General features: G+C 52.7%; 19 protein-coding genes. 4 read left to right on the top strand and 15 right to left on the bottom strand.

The genetic code is table 11. The features are described 5' to 3' along the window. Positions 1–327: 327 nt before the first annotated feature. The 3 genes from B088_RS01395 to B088_RS01385 form a co-directional block, all read right to left on the bottom strand. Positions 328–2,286: a polysaccharide biosynthesis protein gene (locus tag B088_RS01395; protein ID WP_018106622.1), complete on the bottom strand. Its 1,959-nt coding sequence runs from the start codon at positions 2,284–2,286 to the stop codon at positions 328–330. Between the two features lie 149 nt (positions 2,287–2,435). Beyond that, a complete protein-coding gene (locus B088_RS01390) occupies positions 2,436–3,227 on the bottom strand; it encodes a biotin--[acetyl-CoA-carboxylase] ligase (RefSeq protein ID WP_018106621.1) in 792 nt (263 codons plus the stop codon). Continuing rightward, positions 3,224–5,731, bottom strand: a complete 2,508-nt coding sequence (locus B088_RS01385) for a glycosyltransferase family protein (protein ID WP_018106620.1) — start codon at positions 5,729–5,731, stop codon at positions 3,224–3,226. Before B088_RS01385 ends, B088_RS01390 begins: the two co-directional genes overlap by 4 nt. A 180-nt stretch (positions 5,732–5,911) precedes the next feature. On the opposite strand from B088_RS01385, the gene B088_RS01380 reads away from it, so the two are divergent. Then, positions 5,912–7,498, top strand: coding sequence for a DUF4301 family protein (locus B088_RS01380; RefSeq protein WP_018106619.1), 1,587 nt, complete (start codon positions 5,912–5,914; stop codon positions 7,496–7,498). A gap of 30 nt (positions 7,499–7,528) precedes the next feature. Beyond that, the gene (locus B088_RS01375) at positions 7,529–9,325 is read left to right on the top strand and encodes an aminopeptidase P family N-terminal domain-containing protein (protein WP_018106618.1); all 1,797 of its coding nucleotides are present in this window, start codon (positions 7,529–7,531) and stop codon (positions 9,323–9,325) included. 105 nt (positions 9,326–9,430) lie between these two features. Here B088_RS01375 and B088_RS01370 read toward each other — a convergent pair whose 3' ends face one another. The 5 genes from B088_RS01370 to B088_RS08795 form a co-directional block, all read right to left on the bottom strand. After that, the gene (locus B088_RS01370; RefSeq protein ID WP_018106617.1) at positions 9,431–10,717 is read right to left on the bottom strand and encodes a DegT/DnrJ/EryC1/StrS family aminotransferase; all 1,287 of its coding nucleotides are present in this window, start codon (positions 10,715–10,717) and stop codon (positions 9,431–9,433) included. 45 nt (positions 10,718–10,762) lie between these two features. After that, on the bottom strand, positions 10,763–11,812 hold the full coding sequence (locus B088_RS01365) for a coiled-coil domain-containing protein (RefSeq protein WP_018106616.1): 1,050 nt from the start codon (positions 11,810–11,812) through the stop codon (positions 10,763–10,765). Between the two features lie 67 nt (positions 11,813–11,879). Next, positions 11,880–12,515: a retron system putative HNH endonuclease gene (locus B088_RS08210; RefSeq protein WP_025081532.1), complete on the bottom strand. Its 636-nt coding sequence runs from the start codon at positions 12,513–12,515 to the stop codon at positions 11,880–11,882. Next, complete coding sequence (locus B088_RS01355) at positions 12,499–13,803, bottom strand: AAA family ATPase (protein ID WP_018106614.1); 1,305 nt, start codon at positions 13,801–13,803, stop codon at positions 12,499–12,501. The genes B088_RS08210 and B088_RS01355 overlap by 17 nt, the downstream gene beginning before the upstream one ends. A 58-nt stretch (positions 13,804–13,861) precedes the next feature. Then, entirely contained in the window at positions 13,862–13,987 is a 126-nt protein-coding gene (locus B088_RS08795; RefSeq protein ID WP_018106613.1) for a hypothetical protein, read from the bottom strand. Positions 13,988–15,090: 1,103 nt separating this feature from the next. On the opposite strand from B088_RS08795, the gene B088_RS01345 reads away from it, so the two are divergent. Continuing rightward, positions 15,091–15,744, top strand: a complete 654-nt coding sequence (locus B088_RS01345) for a trypsin-like peptidase domain-containing protein (protein ID WP_026170417.1) — start codon at positions 15,091–15,093, stop codon at positions 15,742–15,744. Then, on the top strand, positions 15,744–16,214 hold the full coding sequence (locus B088_RS01340) for a hypothetical protein (RefSeq protein WP_018106610.1): 471 nt from the start codon (positions 15,744–15,746) through the stop codon (positions 16,212–16,214). The genes B088_RS01345 and B088_RS01340 overlap by 1 nt, the downstream gene beginning before the upstream one ends. 296 nt (positions 16,215–16,510) lie before the next feature. Here the strand turns inward: B088_RS01340 and B088_RS01335 are convergent, their stop codons facing one another. From B088_RS01335 to B088_RS01305, 7 genes are all read right to left on the bottom strand, one after another. Next, a complete protein-coding gene (locus tag B088_RS01335; RefSeq protein ID WP_018106609.1) occupies positions 16,511–17,845 on the bottom strand; it encodes a phenylacetate--CoA ligase family protein in 1,335 nt (444 codons plus the stop codon). Between the two features lie 24 nt (positions 17,846–17,869). After that, positions 17,870–18,883, bottom strand: a complete 1,014-nt coding sequence (locus B088_RS01330; RefSeq protein ID WP_025081529.1) for an ATP-grasp domain-containing protein — start codon at positions 18,881–18,883, stop codon at positions 17,870–17,872. Further along, entirely contained in the window at positions 18,880–19,386 is a 507-nt protein-coding gene (locus B088_RS08205) for a GNAT family N-acetyltransferase (protein WP_025081528.1), read from the bottom strand. The genes B088_RS01330 and B088_RS08205 overlap by 4 nt, the downstream gene beginning before the upstream one ends. Next, on the bottom strand, positions 19,361–19,996 hold the full coding sequence (locus tag B088_RS01320; protein WP_018106606.1) for a sugar transferase: 636 nt from the start codon (positions 19,994–19,996) through the stop codon (positions 19,361–19,363). Before B088_RS01320 ends, B088_RS08205 begins: the two co-directional genes overlap by 26 nt. 21 nt (positions 19,997–20,017) lie before the next feature. Next, positions 20,018–20,746 carry a phage Gp37/Gp68 family protein gene (locus tag B088_RS01315; protein WP_018106605.1) on the bottom strand — a complete coding sequence of 243 codons (729 nt, stop codon included), beginning with the start codon at positions 20,744–20,746 and terminating at the stop codon, positions 20,018–20,020. Then, complete coding sequence (gene tcmP, locus B088_RS01310; RefSeq protein ID WP_018106604.1) at positions 20,746–21,699, bottom strand: three-Cys-motif partner protein TcmP; 954 nt, start codon at positions 21,697–21,699, stop codon at positions 20,746–20,748. Before tcmP ends, B088_RS01315 begins: the two co-directional genes overlap by 1 nt. Positions 21,700–21,844: 145 nt before the next feature. Next, positions 21,845–23,053, bottom strand: coding sequence for a glycosyltransferase family 4 protein (locus B088_RS01305; RefSeq protein WP_018106603.1), 1,209 nt, complete (start codon positions 23,051–23,053; stop codon positions 21,845–21,847). Positions 23,054–23,055: the final 2 nt, after the last annotated feature.

Here is a 23,055-nt window from a genome sequence, read left to right as displayed (position 1 = left end):
CATCTCCGTCTATAGCAACGGGAAGAAGGGACCGGCCGTACTCACCATCCGTGGCGAGGTGATCAAGTAAGCGCTACGATCGAACAAAAAAATAAGGGGCTGCCCGTCAGAAGACGAGCAGCCCCTTATGAGAACTTTGCATAATACCCCATCTGCGGCGTCACTTTCGAGATTCGGGCTTGGTCATGTGCGTAAGCACACTCCCTTCGCCCTCACTCTCAGTTCCTTGCATCTGGGGCATTCTGCAAAGTCCCTGCCGAAAAAGCGGTGCTTTTTCAGCGAAAGACCATTTAGCAAAGGTCTTCTTATGCTTGTGTACAGTATGCCTTACCTGGAGCGGTGAAGCTCCTCATCGATGTGTTGGTAAGGGGAGTTATTGGAGATAAACTCCGGGATCAGGACCTTGAGCTCCCTTACAGCCTCATCGGTCCGGAAGTTGCGGGCAGCGGTGAGGATCCGCTCTACCTGCTCACTGACCTCAGCGTAGTCGTTGGGTCGGATGTCAGCGATGCGGATCTTGTCGATGGAGGTGGGCTCTGTATTCTCCGTCGTGGCGAGCACCTCCTCGTAGAGCTTCTCGCCCGGTCGGAGTCCGGTATAGACGATCTTGATGTCCTTGTCAGGCTCAAATCCGGAGAGCCGGATCATCCGCCGGGCCAGTTCGTCGATCTTATGAGCCTGCCCCATATCGAAGACGAAGATCTGAGGACGCTCTGCCAGCGTACTCGCCTGGAGTACGAGACTGCATGCCTCGGGGATGCTCATGAAATAGCGGACTATCTCCTTGTGCGTCACCGTCACCGGTCCTCCGGAGGCGATCTGGCGGCGGAAGAGTCCGATCACGGAGCCGTTACTGCCCAGGACGTTGCCAAATCGGGTGGTGACAAAGATGGTCTTGCCCTCTATCCTGCCTTCTGAGATGGCCTGACCGAGGCTCTGGATGTACATCTCGCAGGCACGCTTGCAGGCTCCCATGACGTTGGTCGGATTGACCGCTTTGTCGGTCGAAATCATCACCATACGCTCGGCGCCGTAGCGGACCGCCATGTCGGCGACGTTGCGGGTGCCGGAGAGGTTGGCCATGATCGACTCGCAGGGATGCTCCTCCATGAGCGGTACATGCTTGTACGCCGCTGCATGGAGGACGATGTCGGGACGGTAGCGATCAAAGACGATCTCCACCTTCTCTCTATTCCGCACATCACCGATCATCGGCACCAGGTCGAGTTCGGGGTAGTCGTGCTCCAGCTCCAGGCGGATCTCGTGGAGCGGCGACTCTGCCATCTCAAAGAGGATCAGCCGGCGGACTCCATATGAGGCTATCTGACGAGCGATCTCACTGCCGATGCTACCGGCCGCTCCCGTCACCATCACCACCTTACCGGCATAGAGCTGCCGGACGGGACTCCGGTCCTGCTCTATTGTCTCGCGGAAGAGGAGGTCCTCGATCCGCACCTTACGGACGCTGTCCAGAGCTACCGTGTCGCTGCTGGTAGCGGAGACAGCCGGCAGGAGATAGGTCTCCAGATTGATCGACTCGCAGTCCTGCACCACCTTCTCCCCCTCGCCGAGGAAGTCCCTCTGGTCGGTGAAGAGGACCCCATCGAGGCTCTTAGACCGCTTGAGGAGGTATAGCTCTTTACGCCCACCGGCGTAGTAGATCCGGTGTCCATTGATCTCATGTCCAGCCACTTTCGAGTCATTACTCAGGAACCCCATCATACGATAGATTGTGCTGCTCTCGATCAGGGACGAGACACCGGGGGAGTTGCTCTTGACCCCATAGACCAGGATCCTCTTGCGATTGATCGGACTCTCCGTGGAGACGAGGAGTCGCCGAGCCAGTAAGACCATCACCCCGCGTAGGGCGAGGGAGATAAGGAAAGTGAAGACCAAGTAGCTCCCGCAGTAGAAGAGGACCACCTTAGGGGGGAAGTCGAGATGGAGTGTGGAAAGGTTGATCAGATAGAGAGTAAAGAGGGCGATGGCTGCATTGACAAGCGTGGAGAGCAGGAGATTGAAGCTCACGCGCAATGTCGTGAAGCGGAAGATCTGCTTATGCACTCCCGTCAGGAGGTCAGCTACCACAGCTCCGATACCCGCAGCCACCAGACTTGCAGGGATGAGCGTCCGTAGGGCTACATCCGGCATACCGACAAAGTAGCGGGTCGAGAGGGCAGCGAGTACCACGCAGAGTAGCGCAGATACTATGTCGATGACAAGCACGACCCATCGATTGAGATACGATCGTGTGAAGAGCGTCAGTAGATTATGCTTAGCTGGCATGATGTTTGGTTATTTAGCACTGAGATCGGCTTTTAGACCTATGTGTTGGGACACTCTATAAGGCCGCCTCTTAACCATTCTTGGCACAAAGGTAACTAAAGTAAGGCTATTAAAAGCCATTTTCAAAAGATGGACAGAATTTGTACCCATCACCGGAGGGAGGAGAGCGGGTCAGTGAGCACCATCGACACCTCGCGGAAGGCGTAGGAGACGCGATGCCCGGAAGGAAGCTCGCGGATCAGCAGTCGCCCGTCAGGTCTCACCTCCTCGATCATCCCGTAGAAGGTCTCGCCGGAGGGTCGGACGAAGCAGGCTGCCTCTCCCCGCCCGAAGAGACAGGTGTGGTATGCCTGCCGGAGTCTCGCCGGAGACCAGAGGCGCCGCTCCTCCAGCGCCTCGAGGATCTCGTAGACCAGTCGGTCGTGCCAGGTGACACCGGTAAGTGGGGTCACGCCGAGCCGACGCTGCTCTGCCGCTATCGAGGTGGGTGGCGTGGGATAGCCCTCACCGAAGTGCTCCTGCAGGACATTGACTCCGATGCCGACGACGCTCGCCTCGAGGCGCGAGGAGAAGAAAGAGTTCTCGATCAAGATGCCGCAGATCTTGCGTCCGTCGACGAGGAGGTCGTTGGGCCACTTCACTTTTACCTCAGGTCCCGGTGGGAGCTCGTGCAGGAGCGCCTGCCTCACGGCGAGAGCGGTGAGGATATTGAGGTCAAAGAGCGTCCCGCCGTCCTCCATCAGGTCACCCGGGTGGAGAAGCAGGGTCATCGTCAGGTTTTTCCCTGCGGTAGCGTCCCAGCGGTGTCCCGGCTGACCACGCCCGGCGGTCTGATCGGTAGCGGTGACGACTGTGTACTCCTCCAGATCCGGCTCCTCCGAGAGGCGCCTCCTGAGGTAGCTGTTGGTCGAGTCGACCTGAGCCAGATGGATCTGCCTCACGCCTCCCGTTTCTTGCCCCTCCGACGGTTATGGTGGTAGAGGAGGCCGCTAACTAAGATCACCAGGAGCAGCACGCCGTAGGAGGCGTAGGCGGTCGTCTCCGTCACGTGCAGGGTCTTGGGGTCAAAGGTGAGGACCACCTCGTGCTCTCCCGCCGGGACGACCAGACCGCGGAGCAGGTAGTCGACACGAAGGATCTCCGCCTCCTCGCCATCGATGTGCGCCTCCCATCCGTGCGGGTAGTAGATCTCCGAGAGCACCGCCAGACCGGCATGCGCATTGGAGGTCTTGTAGACCAGTCGGTCAGGAGCGTAGTCGGTGAGCGTCACCGTGGAGAGGCTGTCACGGAGCGTCCCGGTGGGCAGCCCCTCGGCAAGCGTCTTGTCCACCACCGCCACGCGGTCGAGCGGCTGCTGACCTAGAGCGGCATACTCCTCCCGTGCACCGGAGACGGTGTGGATGTCGGAGACAAACCATCCGTCGCCGTACGCCTCCGGATCGACCACCAGCCGCTGACCGGTGACGCTGTCAGGTACGATGTAGTACTTCGTATTGAGTGCCCGGAGGACATTCCGATCCAGCTTGGAGAGATAGCCGGTGATCAAGTCCTGATAGCGACCCAGCTTCGCCGCATTGTACCCGCCTATGGAGCGGTGGTAGTAGGAGGTGGTGGCGTCATTAAAGGTATCGACCGACAGATTCATCACCCTTGCCTCAGAGGGATCGCTGAGGATCTGCTCGTCCACCGGCGTCCGCTCCTGCACCTTCGCCGTAATGTCGGTCCGCGGGTGGTACATAGAGTCATTGAGGTACCTCTTGTCCACCGTCCAGAGGTCGACAAGGCAGAGCAGCGTCACTAATGCCAGCGTCGGCATCGGCTTCACCTTCTTCTTATAATAAAGGAGCAGCACCCCCATCCCCACGAGGAGATAGATCAGCGACCGCAGCGCATCGGCTCTGAAGATCGCCGTCCGGACGCCCTTGAGATCCTCCACCGCATCGATCAGCTGCGGCATCTGTGTCAGGTAGGGAGCGAGAGCCTGCCCCTCCATCTGTGAGGTGAAGGAGCCGCCGATGGAGGGGAAGAGGTACGCCAGCAGCGCAAGACCGACCGTCAGCAGGCTCGCTGTGATAGTCGCCCCCTTGTCGCTCTTCAGTCTATCCGGCTGCCGCAGGATCAGCGCCAGCCCCCAGACCGCAAAGAGCGGTATCGTCAGCTCCGGGACGACTAAGATCGACGACGGGGTGCGGAACTTATTGTAGAGCGGCACATGATCGATGAAGAAATTGGTCAGCCCGGGGAAGTTGTGCCCCCACGAGAGGAAGAGACAGAGCAGGGAAACCGCCAGCAGCGCCCACTTCATCGGCTCCTTGCCCGCCACCATCCCGAAGAGCGCAAGCCAGAGGACGAAAGCGCCCACGTAGACCGGTCCAGCCGTGAAGGGCTGATCCCCCCAGTAGCGGTTTTGCTGCGCCACGAAGGCACGATTCTCCACCGACGCCTTACTGAGCGCCGGCTCATCGTAGCCGATCGCACCGCTCGCTCCCCCCTTGGCATCCGGGATCAGCAGCGTCAGCGTCTCATCCACGCCGTAGCTCCAGGCGGTAATATAGTCCCGTGAGAGCCCCTTGGAGGAGGCTTCGCCCCCCTCCGTCGCGATGGCGCTCCCTCCGCGCATCGTCTCCTGCTGCAGCTCCCAGGTGTGGTAGAGACCCGAGCCATTAAGCCCCAGCCCGATAAATCCGCCCAGCATCACCGCCAGCAGTGCCTTGCCGAAGTGCTTCCACTCCCCCTGACGACCGGCCTCCACTGCCCACGCGATGATCATCCCCGCCATGAGGAAGGCGAAGTAGTAGCTCATCTGGTAGTGGTTGCAGAGGATCTGCAGCCCGGTGAAGACCGCCATGACGATGAAGCCCAGTCGGTAGTATCGTCGGTGAAAGGCGTAGACCAGCCCCGCGATCGTCGGGGGAATAAAGGCGAGGGTGGTGAGCTTCCAGATGTGACCCGCCTGTATCAGGATGAGGAAGTAGGAGGAGAAGGTCCAGAGGATCGCCCCGAAGACCGACAGCCCCCGCCTCAGCCCCCAGCTCCGCATAAAGAGGTACCCCCCGAGGAGCATCATCAGGAGGAGGTAGGTGTCTCCCGGCATCAGGTCGATCGGCCACTCCAGCCGGAGGAGACTCCGCAGCGTGACGAGAGGGGTCTGAGAGTCGTAGTCCGGGCGGATCTGATAGGTGGGCATCCCCCCGAAGAGGCTCCCCGTCCAGCGGGACCACACTCCGGTCTCCTTGTAGTGGTCGACCACATCCCGCCCTGTTCCCTGCGAGGCGGCACCGTCCACCTGATAGAGCACCCGATCCTCAAAGGCAGCGGGATAGAAGTAGGCATACGAGAGCCCCACAAAGAAGAGCAGCGACAGCAGCACATAAAACCACTCCTGCCTGTACCACTTCTTCTGCTCGTCTGTCCCGGTCACAGGGTCCGTCTTCGTCTCGGTCATAGTCTTTAGTCTCATTATTTCTACGGACAAAGATAGCCAGAAGTTGGGGAGTGAGGAAGCACGCCCCCGCAGCAGCGGAGAGGGGCGCTTTATGGATCGGAAAAAATAAGTAGGTTTGTATCGAAGCGGTGAGATCGCCGCACAGAAGAGGTAACCACTGAGAGAAGAAATGAGAAGACTATGCAAGAGATCCAATGGACGGAGGAGGACCTCCGTCAGATAAGCGACCACGGGATCACCCGTTCGGAGGTAGAGCACCAGCTGGAGCTCTTCGAGGAGGGGTTCCCCTTCCACACTATCGTGCAGGCAGCCGATGAGGAGCACGGCATCCGTGTCCTCACAGAGGAGGAACAGCGAGATGCTCTCGAGAGCTGGGCTTCAGCCCTGAGTGATCCTGCGCTTCGGGTACTCAAGTTTGTCCCCGCCAGTGGTGCCGCCTCGAGGATGTTCCGCGACCTCTTTGCCTATATGGAGGGAGGCGAGCCGACGGAGTCGGTGCAGCAGGTGCTGGATCGGATGGAGGACTTTGCCTTCTACGACGACCTGAATAAGGCCTGCATGCTGGGTGAGCGGGGCAGGGGAGCACGCCGACTCATCGATGCCGGTGAGGGACGCACGGTGGTCCGCTACCTGCTGACGGAGGAGGGGCTCCGCTATGGCAGCCTGCCTAAGGCGCTGATCCTCTTCCACAAGTATCCGGATCGTCCACGTACCGCTGTCGAGGAGCACCTCGCCGAGGGGGCCAAGTATGCCCGTCCGGTCAGCGGCACGGTCCACCTCCACTTTACTCTCTCTCCGGAGCACATCCACCCCTTCAAGACCCTGCTCTCGCGACGTCAGGAGGATCTAGAGGATACCTTCTCTGCCACATTCGACATCACTACCAGCACCCAGAAGCCCTCGACCGATACCATCGCTGTGGGTCCGGACAATAGGCCGATCCGTGACGAGGAGGGGAGGCTGATCTTCCGCCCCGGAGGACACGGCTCCCTGATCGAGAATCTCTCGGAGGTGGATGCCGACATCATCTTCATCAAGAATATCGACAACGTCGTCCCGGACAGCGAGAAGAGCAGCACCATCATCTACAAGCAGATCCTCGGCGGCGTGCTGGTGCAGCTGAGAGACACCGCCTACCGGCTCATGGAGGAGCTGAGGGACGAGACACGGGTGGGCGAGTCCACGATACGAGAGGCGGAGGACTTCCTCCGTCAGTCCTTCTGCGTCGAGATAGCACCCCACACCGAGTCTCCTGAGGAGGGCGATGTGGTGGCGGAGCTGGAGCGGAGTCAGAAGAAGGAGTCCACCATCCAGACCCTCCGTGCCCTGCTCAATCGACCGATCCGCGTATGCGGTATGGTCCGCAATGAGGGCGAGCCGGGTGGCGGACCCTATATCGTCCGCAACGAGGACGGCACGACGTCGCTACAGATCCTCGAGAGCACCCAGATCGACCACGATGACCCGGAGGCGGAGCGACAGTTCCGCGAGAGTCGGTTCTTCAATCCCGTGGACCTGGTCTGCTGCACGAGGGACTTCCGCGGCAACTCCTTTGACCTCACCCGATTTGTCGACAAGAGCACCGGATTCATCTCCCACAAGAGCCGTAACGGTCAGCCGCTCAAGGCTCTCGAGCGCCCCGGGCTCTGGAATGGCGCCATGGCCTACTGGAATACCTGCTTCGTTGAGGTGCCGGCCGACACATTCAATCCCGTGAAGACCGTCAACGACCTCCTTCGCCCTGTCCATCAGGCGGTGGAGGAGTGATACCGAATCATTTTATACCACTTTACTTATATGAAAGAAGAGATCATCAAGAGACTAGACTCCATGCGGCAAGCACTCCGAGCCGCAAATATCGATGCCGTCATCGTACCGAGCTTCGACCGGCACCTCAATGAGTACACCCCCGACTGCTGGCAGGCGCGCCAGTACATCAGTGGCTTCCTGGGCTCTGCCGGCACTGCCGTAGTGACCGCCGAGCACGCTGCTCTCTGGACCGACTCGCGGTACTTCCTCGAGGCGACGGAGGTGCTCAAGGGGACCACCTACGAGCTGATGAAGGAGGGGATGCCCGGCACCCCGACGATCCCCGCATGGCTTCGCAGCCTGCCGGAGGTGAAGCGGGTGGCACTCAATGGCGAGTGCATGAGCGTCGCCGATGCCGCACAGCTGCAGAAGGAGCTGCGCCTCGGCCGGATCGAGCTCGACCTGTCGCACGACTTTATCAAGGAGATCCGCGGGGAGGAGATGCCGGATATTCCGCTCAACGACTTCTTCATCCAGCCCGATGAGGACGCCGGCAAGACTCCGCACGAGAAGGTGGAGGAAGTTCGAGCAATGATGAAGGAGGAGAATGCCGACACCCTCATCGTCACGATGATGGACGAGGTCTGCTGGCTCTACAACGTCCGCTCCTCCGACGTAGAGTACAATCCCACCGGTGTCGCCTACGCCATGGTGACGGATAAGAGTGCTTACTTCTACGTCGATGACCGCAAGATGACCGACGAGGTACGGAGTCACCTGGAGAAGAATAAGGTGGAGATCCGACCTTACAACCAGATCTATGAGGATGTCTCTGCACTACCCGAGAGTGCCATCGTCTGGGTCGATCCGCTCCGGACCAATGCCGAGCTAGGACGCCGAGTACCTGAGGGCTGCATCGTCGTCGACCAGATGAGTCCCATCACGATCCTCAAGTCAATCAAGACCGAGGCGGAGTACCAGGGCTGCCGCCGGGCGATGCTGCGGGACGGCGTGGCGCTGACGAAGTTCTGGAAGCATTTCTACGAGATGCTCGACCGTGGTGAGACACCGACGGAGTATGAGATCGATGCGATCCTGGCCGGCTTCCGTGCCGAGAGCGACCGCTACCTCTACGACAGCTTCACCACCATCACCGGATATAATGCCAATGGCGCCATCGTCCACTACCATCCGATGCCGGACACCAGCGCCAAGATAGAGCCCAAGGGATCCCTTCTCCTCGACTCCGGTGCTCAGTACTACGACGGGACGACCGACATCACCCGCACCGTCTCGCTCGATGGCAAGCCGTCGGAGAAGCTGCGCCACGACTACACGCTGGTGCTCAAGGGGCACATCGACCTGCAGCTCACAGTCTTCCCCAAGGGGACGCGAGGCAATCAGCTCGACGTGCTGGCGCACCGCTACCTCTGGCAGGAGCATAAGAACTATGGTCACGGCACCGGTCACGGCGTAGGTCACTTCCTCTGCTGCCACGAGGGACCGCAGAATGTCCGTACAGACAACAATCCCTCTCCGATCCGGCTCCACAGCGTCACCTCCGACGAGCCGGGCTACTACCCCGAGGGCGAGTATGGCATCCGGATAGAGAACCTTCTCCGCTGCATCAAGGTGGGCGAAGGCGGCGGAGAGGAGTTCTACGGATTTGAGTGCCTCACCCTCTGCTGGCTCGACAATAGGATGGTCGATCCGTCCATGCTCGATGATGCGCAGCTCAAGTGGTACAACGACTACCAGGAGCGCGTCTACCGTGAGATCAGCCCCGAGCTGGACGAGGAGACCGCCAAGTGGCTCCGCGACCACACCCTACCGCTGGAGCGCTGATCACTCCCTGACACTAAAGTAAGGGCTCGACCAACTGCTTGTGCAGATGGTCGAGCCCTTTTTCTGATGGTGGGATACTACACTCAGAGTCTCATAGGACGAGTCTCACCCCTCGATCGCCTCACGGATGCAGTCGACGATATAGCGGACATCGTCGTCCGAGACATAGGGACCTGCCGGGAGACAGAAGCCGACCCGGAAGAGCTCCTCCTCCACACCGTTGGTGTAGATCGGCGCATCCGAATAGACCGGCTGCTTATGCATCGGCTTCCAGAGCGGACGACACTCTACCTTCTTATCAAGCATAAAGGTGCGCAGAGCCTCCACATTGGCATTAGGCTGACAGTCGGTCGTAGCCGACTCCACCTGATGGATCACCCCAGCAGCACCGCCGACGGCTGTTTTGATTACCTGCTTGTATGCATTCTCCTGCCCCTTGACCCGAACCTCCGGGTCGATCGTGGCAGCGCAGAGCCAGAAGTTGGCATCATACCGCTTGTCCTCCGGTTGCCGGTGCATCGTAATCCCCGGCACATCTGTCAGCAGCTCCTCATAGAGCGCCTGCACGTGCTTGTGGTGAGCAAGGTGGTCCCCCAGCACCGTCATCTGTCCGCGACCGATACCGGCGCAGACATTGGAGAGACGATAGTTGTATCCGATGGCGGTATGGTGGTAGTAAGGATAGGCATCACGCGCCTGGGTGGCATACCACATGACCTCCGTCGCATCCGCCTCCGAGCGACAGATCAGCGCCCCACCTCCAGAGGTGGTGATCATCTTATTTCCATTAAAGGAGAGAACGCCAAACCTTCCAAAGGTGCCTAACACCTGACCATCATAGCGGGAGCCCATCCCCTCAGCAGCATCCTCCACCACGGGGATGCCGTACTTATCCGCTATCGCCATGATCTCGTCGATCCGGTAGGGCATACCATAGAGCGCCACGGGAACGATCGCCTTGGGGTACCGTCCGGTCTGCTCCTTACGATCCAGGATCGCCCTCTCCAGCAGAGCCGGATCCATATTCCAGGTCTCCCGCTCCGAGCCGACAAAGACCGGCTTAGCACCCAGGTAAGTGATCGGGTGCGACGAGGCGCAGAAGGTGAAGCTCTGCACCAGCACCTCATCTCCGGGTCCCACACCACAGCCGATCAGCGCCAGATGAACTGCCGCCGTACCTGCTGACAGACAGACCACACGCCGATCCAGTGCGACAGAGTCGTCTGACTTGCTGTTGACAAACGCCTCCAGATCTTTCTCAAAGGCATTCACATTCGGACCCATCGGCACCACCCAATTGGTGTCAAAGGCCTCCTTCACATACTTCTGCTCCAGCCCCTCCTCACTCATATGAGCGAGACAGAGGTAGATCATCTTTCTCTCTTCCGTCATAAGATTTATTGGCTACGTTTACTTCACTCCCTCAGTGACAAGTGTTCACGCCTCATCGGTGCCCTCACGCCCGGCTGTGGGGCGAGGCTCACGCGATAGCGCACGACTGGTCATCGCAGAGGAGTCGATGGCGCGAAGCGCAATGTCTCGGACCGTCTCCTCTGATGTGGAGACCTTGAGCCCCGCCTCCCGGAGCTGCGCCTCTATCTCCCTGATCTTCTGCTGCAGTAATTCGATCTGCTGATCCTTGAGTCGCAGCTGACCCTCTGTCTCCTTCTGTGCTAAGTCAAAAGCAAAGCGATGCTCCCTCTCGAGACGCTCCTCAGTGGCTTTGATCGCCCTACTCTCCACCTCCTGCATACGAGTATCTAAGCTCTCCGACAGACGGCGCAGTCCCTCCAGCTCACCCTCAGCCTCGGCAAGCACACGCTCCCGCTCAGCAGTAGTCCGCTCAAAGTCCTGGCGACGCTCCGCCAGCTCTCGCTCATCTGCGTCCAGTTGCTCCCGGAAGGCATCCTCCTCCTTACGGCGCCTCTGACTCGTGGTGTACTCATACTCATCCTCCTCACGCTTTCGGAGAAGTGCAGCGGCCGCCTTCTCCTGCTTGACGGAGTCCTTGTACTGCTCTTGCTCACGTTGCCAAGCCTCGCGAGTCTCTTCGATCTCTCGCTCCAGCTTAGTACGCATCTCATCAAGCTCGAGCTGTGCCTCTTCCTTCTGCTTCTTCTGCGCCAGGATGAGTGTAGAGAGTGAGTCGGCATTACTCTGAATGGCGTACAGGTCTTCTATCCACGCCTCCTTGATCTTGATCGTCTCATCAAGCGTCCTGAGCTTATCAAAGCCCTCCCTTAGCTGAGACTGGAGGAGAGCGACAGAGCGCTCAAAGCCGCCCATAATCTCCCGGGCAAACTTGTCCATCTCTTCAGCGGAGAGAGCCTCAGCCTGAGCGACCACCTTCTTCTGCTCGATCCGCTTCTGCTCCTCCCTCGGGTTCTCTAAGCTCTTCGTCTGCACCTCTGCCAGCAGCGCCTGATAGGCCTCCAGCATCTCCTTCTTAGTATTGGACATACTGATCTGTGCTCTCTCCTCACTCATATCGTTATTTTATCTGATGGTTTATCTTGACTTAGCTACCTACAAATGTAATCAAAAAGGGTCTCTCCTATCTCATCCTCTCCAATGTCCACCATTTCTCTTCTTTGTAACAGTCTATCAAACTTGGGAATGGACACTCCTTAAGATCTACGTACACTTCTGCCATTTGATCTTTGTAGCTCCTTAACACTCCGAGGATACCATTTCTCTTCTGTAGGAGTGCGGGACTATTTAGACAAAAGGTGTCAATAGTAAACTGAGCCTTCTTAAGCATCGCCTTATCTAAGCCTTCACGAGGGAGTATCTCTCCACGCAAATTATAGGTAAAGTAGTCGTGAGGATCCTCTTTGGCAGGGTGAATCAGGTCACTGTACCTGTTTTTTTGTATTTTGCTTGTCCCATTATCCTTAGCATCTGCTCCATATGCGTTATTATGATGGTGGTTTGCTAAGAACAGATTATCCCAATCGTACGTAAGCTCAGGATGATGTGCTCTTTTCTTGAAGTGATCAATGTGGATAGTCTTCTTGTCATTTGGAGGCAGGATCTCTTCTGTATAGGCATCAAATCCCTCTTGCTCTTTGATGAGTTGCTTCCTCCATAAGTCCTTTACATTCTCAGGCACCTTTCCCCATTCATTGCCACAACTCTTCTTGGTCTTTACCAGAGAATGGGGTGCCGTACATTTATATATTCTTCTCATTATGACGCTTAGCAATAAGAGCCTCCTGTACTTGCAGGTCAAATAATGCGGGGTCATTGGGACTAACAAGAGATTCTAGCCTCGACTTAAGACATCTGTAGTGATCCGTTATCGCATTGTTTTGATTGAGTTCTTGCCAAATCTCTCCAAGGAGATAATGCACCTCATTGTTGCGAACATGAGATAGCCCAAAGTATTCTAGCAAGATAGGATCAGACTCTTTGCCATACCAACCAGACTCTACCTCCTCCCCTACTCCACGATTCATAACTACAAGCTTGGAACTGTCCCCGGAGGGTATGCTAGAGATCACGTGGGGAGAGTGAGTCGTGAAGATAAACTGGCAATTGGGGAAAGTCGCAGTCAGCCTAGGCACGACAGTCAGTTGCCACTCGGGGTGAAGGTGGAGATCCACCTCATCAATTAAAACAACCCCGGCACTCTCCAGGGGATCCCGCCCCCCCGGCGTAGCCATAGACAAAAGGCGTGCAATACTAGCCACAATGGCAAGATAACACTTCTCTCCGTCAGAAAGAAGATCCAGCTCATACTCCCTTAGAGTTGCGCCCTCGCGCTTCTCTATGGTTACCCGTCTGGGACTGCTCTTTACTTTGAGATTGGTATAGCCATTGTCAAAAACCTTTTCAATAGCTCTCTTGACAGTAGCTAGCTGCTCGTCTTCTGTAAAAAGCTCTCCTGCCTCTCTCTTCGCACGATACTCTTCGTTTTCAATAATTTGACGCTCCAGCATCCACTCAAAGAGTGACCTGAAACGAATTGGTGAGGTGCCCTTATCATAGATGTCTTCTGGGTTTAGCTTGTGTTTTTTCTTGCTAATCCCCTTAGGGATCTCATCAACAGCACGATTAACCCCAAAAGAACTAATGATGGGAGGTGCCATCCTCTTTTGACTGACTATTTCCACGATCTTATTCGCACAAGCCAAGCTTTGTATCAGGTCGCTGGAGTCATCAGGAAGTTTCTTACGCACTTGAGTAGCTTTCTTGTAGAGAGACCACTTATATCTCTCACCTTCTAGCTCAACGTCAATAGTCAGGCGAGCATATGGTGCCCCCTTGTGGATTTGTTTAGGCTGGATAGAGTCTCCCTGCCCACGTTCCGTACGCACCCTTGCCACGACCCACGACAGTAGCATATTAATCGCCTCTATAATGGTGGATTTACCAGATCCATTAGATCCGATGAAAGTATTGAGATTACTTCCCATATCCATCTCAAAGAGCGTAATCCCCTTGAAGTTTTCTATCTTAACCTGCTTAATCTGCATTCGCTTAGATGATTGTCAATTATACTATCGTATCGTATACAACTTATCTTCAGACGGTCTAGTATTCTTGCACGCACCTACGATCGATGAAAGACTTAAGCACCTCTGCCAGTAGCGCCTGGTAGACCTCCAGCATCTCCTTCTTAGTATTGGACATACTGATCTGTGCTCTCTCCTCACTCATATCGTTATTTTATCTGATGGTTTATCTACTCTGATCTATCCACAAATGTAGTGAAATCAGCGGTTATGCACCACATCAAAATCAACACCACAAGAGATCAACTTCTATAGAATAGGAACTACTATCTCAACACACCCTATGTAAGAGCTACTGGCTCAACAGTGCTTTCTCTTTCGGCTGCAAAGATACCACCCCCGCACACCCCGGTTGTCTCTTATCTGCACTTAGGGGTAATTACTGCGTCTTTATGGTCAAAAAACAGAGAATTACTCAATAAGCTCGTATACTATAGCACCGTATTTGAGATTTACAGCTAAGGAGAGACAATCCCTGACGTTGTATAATCCCTTCGACTGATCCCTCTCTCCCGATACTCACGTCTGCCGACCCCGGAAGGGACAGCAGCTCGCTCACAGAACCACTTGGTCCACACCCATCTCATAATTTGCAATCATTATCCTACCCTTCTCAGTGGCACGATACGCCTGACTGGGATTGGTCGGGCTTTCATATATAGGCTCTAACAACCCATCCTTGAGTAGAACTCGAATGTTATTCTGGCGAATATGCTGCTCTGATCTTTTCGTCAGCAGAGCTATACGCTCAATAGTCATCGCCTCTACCGAGCAGAGTTTTAGAACAGCAAAGAGCAACTGCCTTCTGGATGATCTTCGTCCCAAGTTAGTCACCAGCGTCAAGATCTCTTCAGGAAGCTTATTCTCTAAGCTACCGCTCTTATTCTCTAAGCTACCGCTCTTATTCTCTAAGCTATCGCCCTTATTCTTTTATCTTTCTTTTAACTCTAGGCAGGGCTGACGCATTTGAGTGGTACAGAAATCAATCAACTGATTGTGGAGAGTGGGAAGCGAAGCACCCCTTGCGGGTGTCCGCTTCCTAGCCCCAGGTCGAGGGGCGTAGCCCCGACGACCCGGGGGCCAGGCATTGCAAGCGATCCCGCGACCCCGTCAGGGTGTCGCACTGATTGCCTGACTGGTGAGTGCGACACCCTGGCGGGGTCGCTGAAGGCTCTGCTCGGCGCCCCCCCTAAATTATGACTATATTTGTGAGGCAAACTACAACAATAGCGAATTTCTCCAGAAAATATGATAGCCGACTATACCCAATTAACCCGAGTAGTAGGGTACTATGACAGAAGTCGAGATATTGTTGTAATGTTAGGAACTGGTTTTATTGTCTCTAATGATGGTAGACTTGTCACCGCTAGGCATGTCATTGGCAATCACACCGACGACATAGTCATTGTGAATCCTCACTTGTGGGATACAAACAGCTATCAGGATATGACGGAACTTAAGTGCCAGTATAAAATTGCTACTGTTATTGAAGTCAACCCCTTAACAGACCTTTGCATTCTTAAGATCGACCTCCTCGTTATAGGTCCTTTACCATCACTGGTATCATTGGATAACGTGTGCATAGGAGAGAGAGTAGGAATATACGGATTTCCCCACTGCATCTTAGGGATGAGAGTACTAACCTATCAAGAGGCGGATGTTGGTGCAAAGGTACTTATGGAAACGAATTCTGTGAAAATAAAGCATGCAATACTCAATATCCAGACAAGACCAGGTCAGTCGGGATCCGTTGTATTCAATAGATTATCCGGCTCAATAGTTGGCTTACTCATTGGCACGTATGCCCCCATCTCAGGAATAGAAATTGGAGGTATCAATCCTCAGGAACTGAATCAGACATCCTATTGTATTTCGGCACACTATGTACAGGAGATGATATAATGGAAGTTGAGACATTATCTCAAGACGAGTGGTTTAGTATCTTAAAGCCATACCAGAGAAAATACATTGAGCAGTTGGTTCAAACCTACGGGGAAGAAACAACGGCAGAGATATGGTTGACCTCAGTGGGTCCGTTACAAACAGCGAGATTTGGCGGAGCAAATGATTCCCAAGGAGACCCAAAGGATTATTGGCGAAGATTTAAAATAGAGTTTGACAAGTTCATCTGTGGTCATCCGGACTACTCAGATGTACGCAATAAAGTAAGCCAACAGGCAGGAAGTATTGGATTAATAGCAATTCCAATTATTTCGAGTGAAATTGCTGCATCTGTTGGCATTAGTCACGTCATCATTGTTCCAGCCGTAGTCCTGCTACTTAACGTAGCTTCAAAAGTAGGAGTCAGAGCCTATTGTGCTAATAAGCGCTTTGCTGATGACGGTGGCGTAGATCAGATTGACACAAGATAGACCCGCTCATAATTAATTGGGCTCTAAATAGCCACGCCCCTCTTCAAATTCGTTCGGTAAGACTTACTTACTGAGGTCTTTGACAAATCTCTACGCCTTACAGACTCCACTACATATCGCCTGCAAAGATACCACCCTCGCACCCCCTGGTTGTCTCTTATCTGCACTTTAGGGTAACTCCTGTGATTTATATGACCTAATGATACCCTGCAGGCACGTTTCGTCTTAGAGCAGGTGAAGGAGACGGGCATAAGCTGTTTCAAGGAAAGCGTAGTTATGGCGAGAACTGATACAATTCATATATTATTTTGCTCTATAATAGAATTACGACACATCTCATTAACAATAAAGCATCTCTTTCCTGACCTTAAAAGTGGTATGCTGTCAACCTCTTCGTAGTCGATCATGAGATCATTGCCGAATATTTTTTTGAGCTTGGTATCAACCAGAGTACTATTAAAGATGCTGTTGTCAACGGGGATGTACTTGAGGGTCACATGCTTAGGGCTGTGCTGTATTAGCTGGAAGTTCGAGATGAAATCCCCAGTTCCCCAGAAGGCCACAGTAACGTAGTGGGGGTTAAGAGGCTCGTTGCGTGTGTCTACAATAGGATCAACCTTACAACCATCAATATTGTTAATGTAAAAGATGCTATCTTTGATTTTATCACCAATCGAGTAAGATGAAAGGTCTCCCGTGTCGTATCTTATGATAGGCATAGCGTCATTGTTTAGGTCAGTAACGACCACTCTACCGATCTCTCCTGGGCATGCGGGTTTGTCATCGTTTATCTTTAAGATCTCAACCCACATACATGGAGTGTTGACACGGAACTTGGAGCTTTTCATATCAAATTGCTCTGCAATTATTCCGTTTTCTTCATTCGAATACCTTGAGAACACAGGACATTGGAAAAGTTTGTTTATATAACTTCTGTCTTCTTCCGATAGCGTCTCCCCAGACACAATGATGGCGTTAACAAGCCCTCTTACTTTTTCTTCTAATCTTCTACGACTGATGTTTTCGGCATAGGACATTATAGCAGAGACATAGGTGAGGATTATGCTGTCATTTGCTAGTCCGGCAACGAAGTCGTCGACATTCTTACTCGTTCCAGATGCATCCTGCATCACAAAGTTTGTTACAAGTGTTTTTATCTTTGAGTAAGTGTTAAGGTCATTCCATGCACGAAAATAATACAACCGGTCTCCTAGGGTATACCCCTTCTGCATGTAGTCAACAAGCAATGATGCTCTATTCGCTAGTAATTTCGATGGAGAATAGGCAACGTAGAATGGAGTTCCTGTTGATCCACTTGTATGGTATTTTTTCATCTTTTCGATGTTCAAGTCGGGATTTTGAAAGCTCCAATAGTCAGATCGTATTAGATCTTTTGTAATCACTGGAAACCTCTCAAGATCTTGAGGAGAGGTGTTTTTGTAGTAAGGAATCTTCTTACATACTAGCGATAGTATCTCATCGAGGCGTTGCCTCTGCTTTTCGTAAGCTTGTAATGGATCCCTCCCCATTAGATCTAGCTGCCTCTCTTGCGCCTTAATCTCTTTTCTGAGTGCGCCCTTGTGTAAAAGTGCGTCAATCGCCCAATATACGTAGTGTTGTAAATTCTTCATGTCAATATGTTCTCGCCGGATTAGTTATTCTGGGATTTTGATTATACGGTCGCACTTAGAGAAGGTGAGTCCGGCCTTATAATTGAGATATTTTGCGATATCGGTCTCACCCCTGAGCCATTCATAGTAGCAGCAGATCCCCTTTGCTCCTCCCTCATGAGAGAATGGATAGCCGCCACCGAAGCGAGCGTTCATCTCGAGCACGTAGTACTCACCATTCTTCTCCATAATATCGCAGTCTAAGTTACCGATATGTCGAAGGTGCTTAGAGATGGTGCGACCAATCTCCTCAAATCTTGAGTCAATGACAGTCGTTGCCTTATCCGTTTCTCCGGCACGCATAGAGAGTTTCTTGCGGACAAACGTACCGATATAGTTACCCTCCAAGTCATTCAAGACATCCATGCCGTACTCTTGACCGGGAAGGAACTCCTGATAAAGAAGAGCCTCATCGGGATGGCTGCTGCTTGCTGTACTTAGGATGGATCGCTCGAGACGTAAGCGAGCAAGCTTCTCAACTAGTAATAGCTCATCAAGCGACTTAGGCATCTCAATGTCAATGGAGGCACTCCCAAAGCGAGGCTTGACAACTACAGGCAGATCTATCTCTCCCCTGTCTCGTGCTGCATCGAAGTCCTCTCGTCTCACGTATGTTTGTGGGGTGCGGAGCCCGATATCAGTCAAGAATTGTGCGGTCTTAAGCTTATCAAAAGTAAGATCTATCACTCTTTCGTCAGAGACTATCAGCTTAGCTCCATGAGCCTCCAATTCCTGCCTGTGAGCAGCGAGGATTGGCAACTCAAGGTCATTCAGAGAGATGATACCATCGATATGGTTGTCATAGACAACCTTGCGGAGCTTACCGATATAAGTAGCATCGTATATGGATGGCACGATGATTGGCACATCGCACTCTGCCATTCCAGGGGCGGTCATCTGCATATCGGCACCAAAGATTTTGTCCTCAGGCTGCAGCACCTCTCTCAGATAATTAAGGAGGTAGTTCCTCCTACCTACGCATGTAAAAAGGATATTCATAGCCATTCTTCTCTCAAAATTCCCCATATGCATCGGTCGCACACTTGGCCATTATGCCAGGAGTGTTGTCGCAAGATCCCTTCGAGGACAAAACCTATCTTCTCATATAGATGGTTTGCTCTGCCATTGGTCTTGTATGTATACAGAAATACCTTGTTTAGACCAAGTGTCTTAAAAGCATAATCTAGAATGAGCCCCATGTACGTCACACCAAGACCTCTGCCCTGAAGTTTTTTGTCCAAGTATATATACAATTCTCCAACACCTGCCTTCTTGTCGATATGGGTAATTCCTGCCATTCCAGATACAGTCCCCATATATAACAAGGCAAGATCAGCTCTAGTACTGAGATCTCTATTGCGAAACCACTTCGTAGTTCCTTCAAGGCTAAAGATCTCAGACGTATTCAAGAATCTAGATATGTCTGTATCGTTTAAGAGGCTTACTCTGATAGGTAAGTCTTGGATCTCAAGTATCCTAATTTCTGTTTCTTCTGTATTCATCCAGAGGTACATTTACTGTAGGGTCCATCACAACCACGATATTCTCTTGTCCGAAGACTTTTTTTATGGTATCGATAGCAATACGAATGTCCAGTATGAAACAGATTTCCTCGACATATCTGACATCCATCTCTAGACGCTCATCCCACTTGAGATTATTGCGTCCGGATACCTGTGACAATCCAGTTATACCTGGACGCACATCATGACGGCGATGCTCACGCTCAGTATAGTATGGAAGGTACCTAACCAAAAGTGGTCGGGGACCGATAAAGGACATATCGCCCTTTAGCACATTCCAGAGCTGAGGCAGCTCATCTATCGAGGTGCTTCGCACGAAGCGACCGGCTCGAGTGATCCGCTCAGCATCAGGGAGCAGATACCCCTCTGCATCCCGCTCGTCGGTCATGCTCTTAAACTTGTAGAGCTTGAAGATCTTCTCGTTCTTGCCCGGGCGCTCCTGGGTGAAGAAAGCCCCCGCCCCCTTATTGGCAAAGTGAAGCCAGATCGTCACAACCAGCAGCAGTGGCGACAGCAGGATCAGCAGCAGCAGCGCAAAGACAAAGTCCAGCACCCGCTTGATATAATTCTGATATATTGTGCTAGACATAAGCTATTGTGTAAAAAGAGATCATAACCCTTGTGGCATTTCTTGAATAACCCTACCCTGCAGTCGCTTTCCATTCCTCTGCTTGCTTCTTTTGATGCCATCACTCCCCCACGTCCCCCACTGCTTGAAGAAGAAAGCAGCACCGCTGACCTTGACTTGATCTCTTAGTGATAGCACCCACTCTTGACTCATTGGACGCGCATGAGGACCACTTTCTCCACCTACAATCACCCAGTCAATACCAGACAAGTCCACCTCTCCTAGATCTTCAAGGAGAGGCTCGCAGGAGAGGAAGCGCACAGTGGCATCCATTTGTCTCAGTATGTCGATACGATTTAGGACGGATCTACACTCAACCGTTGTCCCCAGCCATACATTCGTAGGGATCGCATGCTGGCTGAAGTAGGAGCTCATACGCTCAGCTCGCTTAGTCAGTATCTGATAGCGATGCTGAGGTGTCTCTTCAATGGTGCTCATCACCCTATCTATAAAGTCAAAGGGGACCATCTCATGGAATAGGTCGCTCATGGAGCAGACAAAGATATTATGCGACTTCCTCCAGGTCTTAGGTTCGTCCAACGTCTGAGGGTGAAGGGTGAGCCGAAACTCATTCTCATACTTTGCCAAACCCATTGCGCAAAGGCGTCGAGAGAGCACCTCGGCATAGCAGTGTGCGCACCCAGGAGACCTCTTAGTACACCCTGTTATGGGATTCCAGGTCTTGTCGGTCCATTCAATCTTCGTAGACATTATCCTTTCTTGCGAGCAATAATTTCCGAGGCAATCTTTTTCGCCGTCTCATTATGAGAGGCGAAGACAAAGTGAAAAATAGGAACATTCCTACGATTGTAGAGGACAAGCGGTTCATCAATCACGAACTCAAAAACTTTCTTGAGCTGTGTAAGATAGACCATCGCTATTTGCATGGTAGCATTACTGATTTTCACCATGTCTTCGACCTCCTCAAAGAGTGATTTCCGAACCCTCTTTTTGTAGAAAATTTCACAGATCTCATCCTCGGACAGGCCGAAAAACTTAGTCAACTTATCTGGATACAAGAGAGTGCCATCCCTCTTTATCAACCTATTGATGATCACCCCACTGGGGACTAAGATCCAAAGGTCACAGTGGGTCCGACTTAGTGCCTCGATGGAACTCCACTCTACCTGCATTCCGAAAGGATCCAGGAGAGCCAAAGCTCTATCAGTGCTTTTAGACAGGGACTCCGATATCTTTCTCAGCTGATCATTCGCATCCGTGCAGGAAAAGTAACAGTTACGTCCAGACAGATAATTCTTCTCACGCAGCATCTGCTCCAGCCCTTCGATAGCATCCTTCTTTTTATCAATGAAAAAGTAATAGTCAAAAGGATCCAATCCCTCTATCCCTAGTACCCGTTCGGCAGCTCCCCTATAGGAATCGTCAATGGTGAAATCCTCGATAACGTCAGGGTCGAAGAGAGACTGACTTCCGTCATTTCCAGTTAGATCCTCCTCTCCGCAAGATCCACTCCCTGCAAATGCATCAATGTATACCGTCCTCCACCCAAACTGCCGTTTGAACTTATTGAGAATAGTCAGGTAGGCTTTGACATATTTCTCAAAGGCATCGAGTTTTTCGTCCGTCCAGGTACTACCCCACCTCCTTTGCGGTTCACTAAGGTGATGCGTTTGTAGGTCTTGGTTATACTCTTCTAGTGTCATGGGATAGCCGATTTATCTTACAGCAAAGATATCAAATTATTCTCACCAGTATACTAAATGAAGCACAGCTAACTCTCACGTCACAGCGAGTTATACATCTCCAGCGTGGCGCGCCAGACATCCTCCTGCCGGTAGCGGGAGGCGATCAAAGGGCGGGGAAGTGAGACATAATCGTATTATACGCAACTTCATGAGTGTAGTGGTCCAGCATATAGCGGTGTCCAGAAGCACCCCACTTCGGTAACTGATCACTATTAGCAATGAATAGGTCAACTGCCTTGGAAAATGAATCGGTACTATCAGCGGGACACCACTTGCCAAAGCCGTTTTTCTCGATGATCTGACCGATATCACTAACTCGATCAGTCACAGCGAGGATAGGAAGTCCTATTCCCTGATAGCCAAGAAGGCGCGATGGGAAGTTTGGAAAGGTGAACCGACCATCCAAGGAGATCAGCCCGACATCACACGCCGTTAACAAGTGATTGTACTTCTCTGCCGGAAGGTGTGGCATCAGAGTAGCGTTGGACAGATTATGCTCGAGGATATAACGTTCCACCAAACCATATTCCGTTCCCTTGCCGATGATCACAAAGTGAGCCTCCTTCCCTTGGCACGCACGTATGCAGTCCAAGAGGTGAGGTATGCCTTGGGGCTTGCCGAGATTACCTCCGTAGACAAAGAGTACCTTATCGATCGGCAGTCCCAATTGACATCTTATCTCCTTACTATCGTGGGATTCCTTTAGTGTAGTGGGGAAAGATGTATTTGGGCAGATCTCTATGCGAGAAGGGGGCAAAGAAGGGTAGTGTGCTCTCACGTACTCCACATTGGCAGGTGACATACAGCCAATGTAGTCAGAAGCATGCATCGTGGCCAGTTCGAGCTTCTTGAAGAAACGATGTGTTACGCCACCGGGAGACATCATCCCCAGGTCAACTGCGTTCTGAGGGAAAATGTCTTTCAGCATCATATAGCTAATCGACCCACTATACTCCTTCTTGCACCAGCCGATCAGGTGGCTGAAGATGGGTGGAGGCGTCGGATAGAGGATCAGATCAAAATGTCGCTCCTTCCAATACTTAGCTATGGCATGCCGGAAGAGATACTCTAGAGTAATGTAGGAGAGCCCTTTCTCGACTTTCGAAGTCTCAAAAATATTAAGCGATCTCACAAAGAGATGTTCATACGACTCTCCTTGCCGCAAGTAGGTTCGTTGCCCATTCTTACGCTCAATGGGAGAGACCGCACAGACTTTATGCCCCTTCTCGATAAAGAAGCGCAAGAGTCCGCCATAGAGCGAGCTCCGATCCTCAATATCAATGCGGACTGTGGAGAAGAATAAGATGTTCACGG

Source organism: Porphyromonas bennonis DSM 23058 = JCM 16335, assembly GCF_000375645.1.
Lineage (GTDB): Bacteria > Bacteroidota > Bacteroidia > Bacteroidales > Porphyromonadaceae > Porphyromonas_A > Porphyromonas_A bennonis.
The sequence above is the reverse complement of the archived record's forward strand: the minus strand, read 5'-3'. Positions and strand labels throughout refer to the sequence as shown.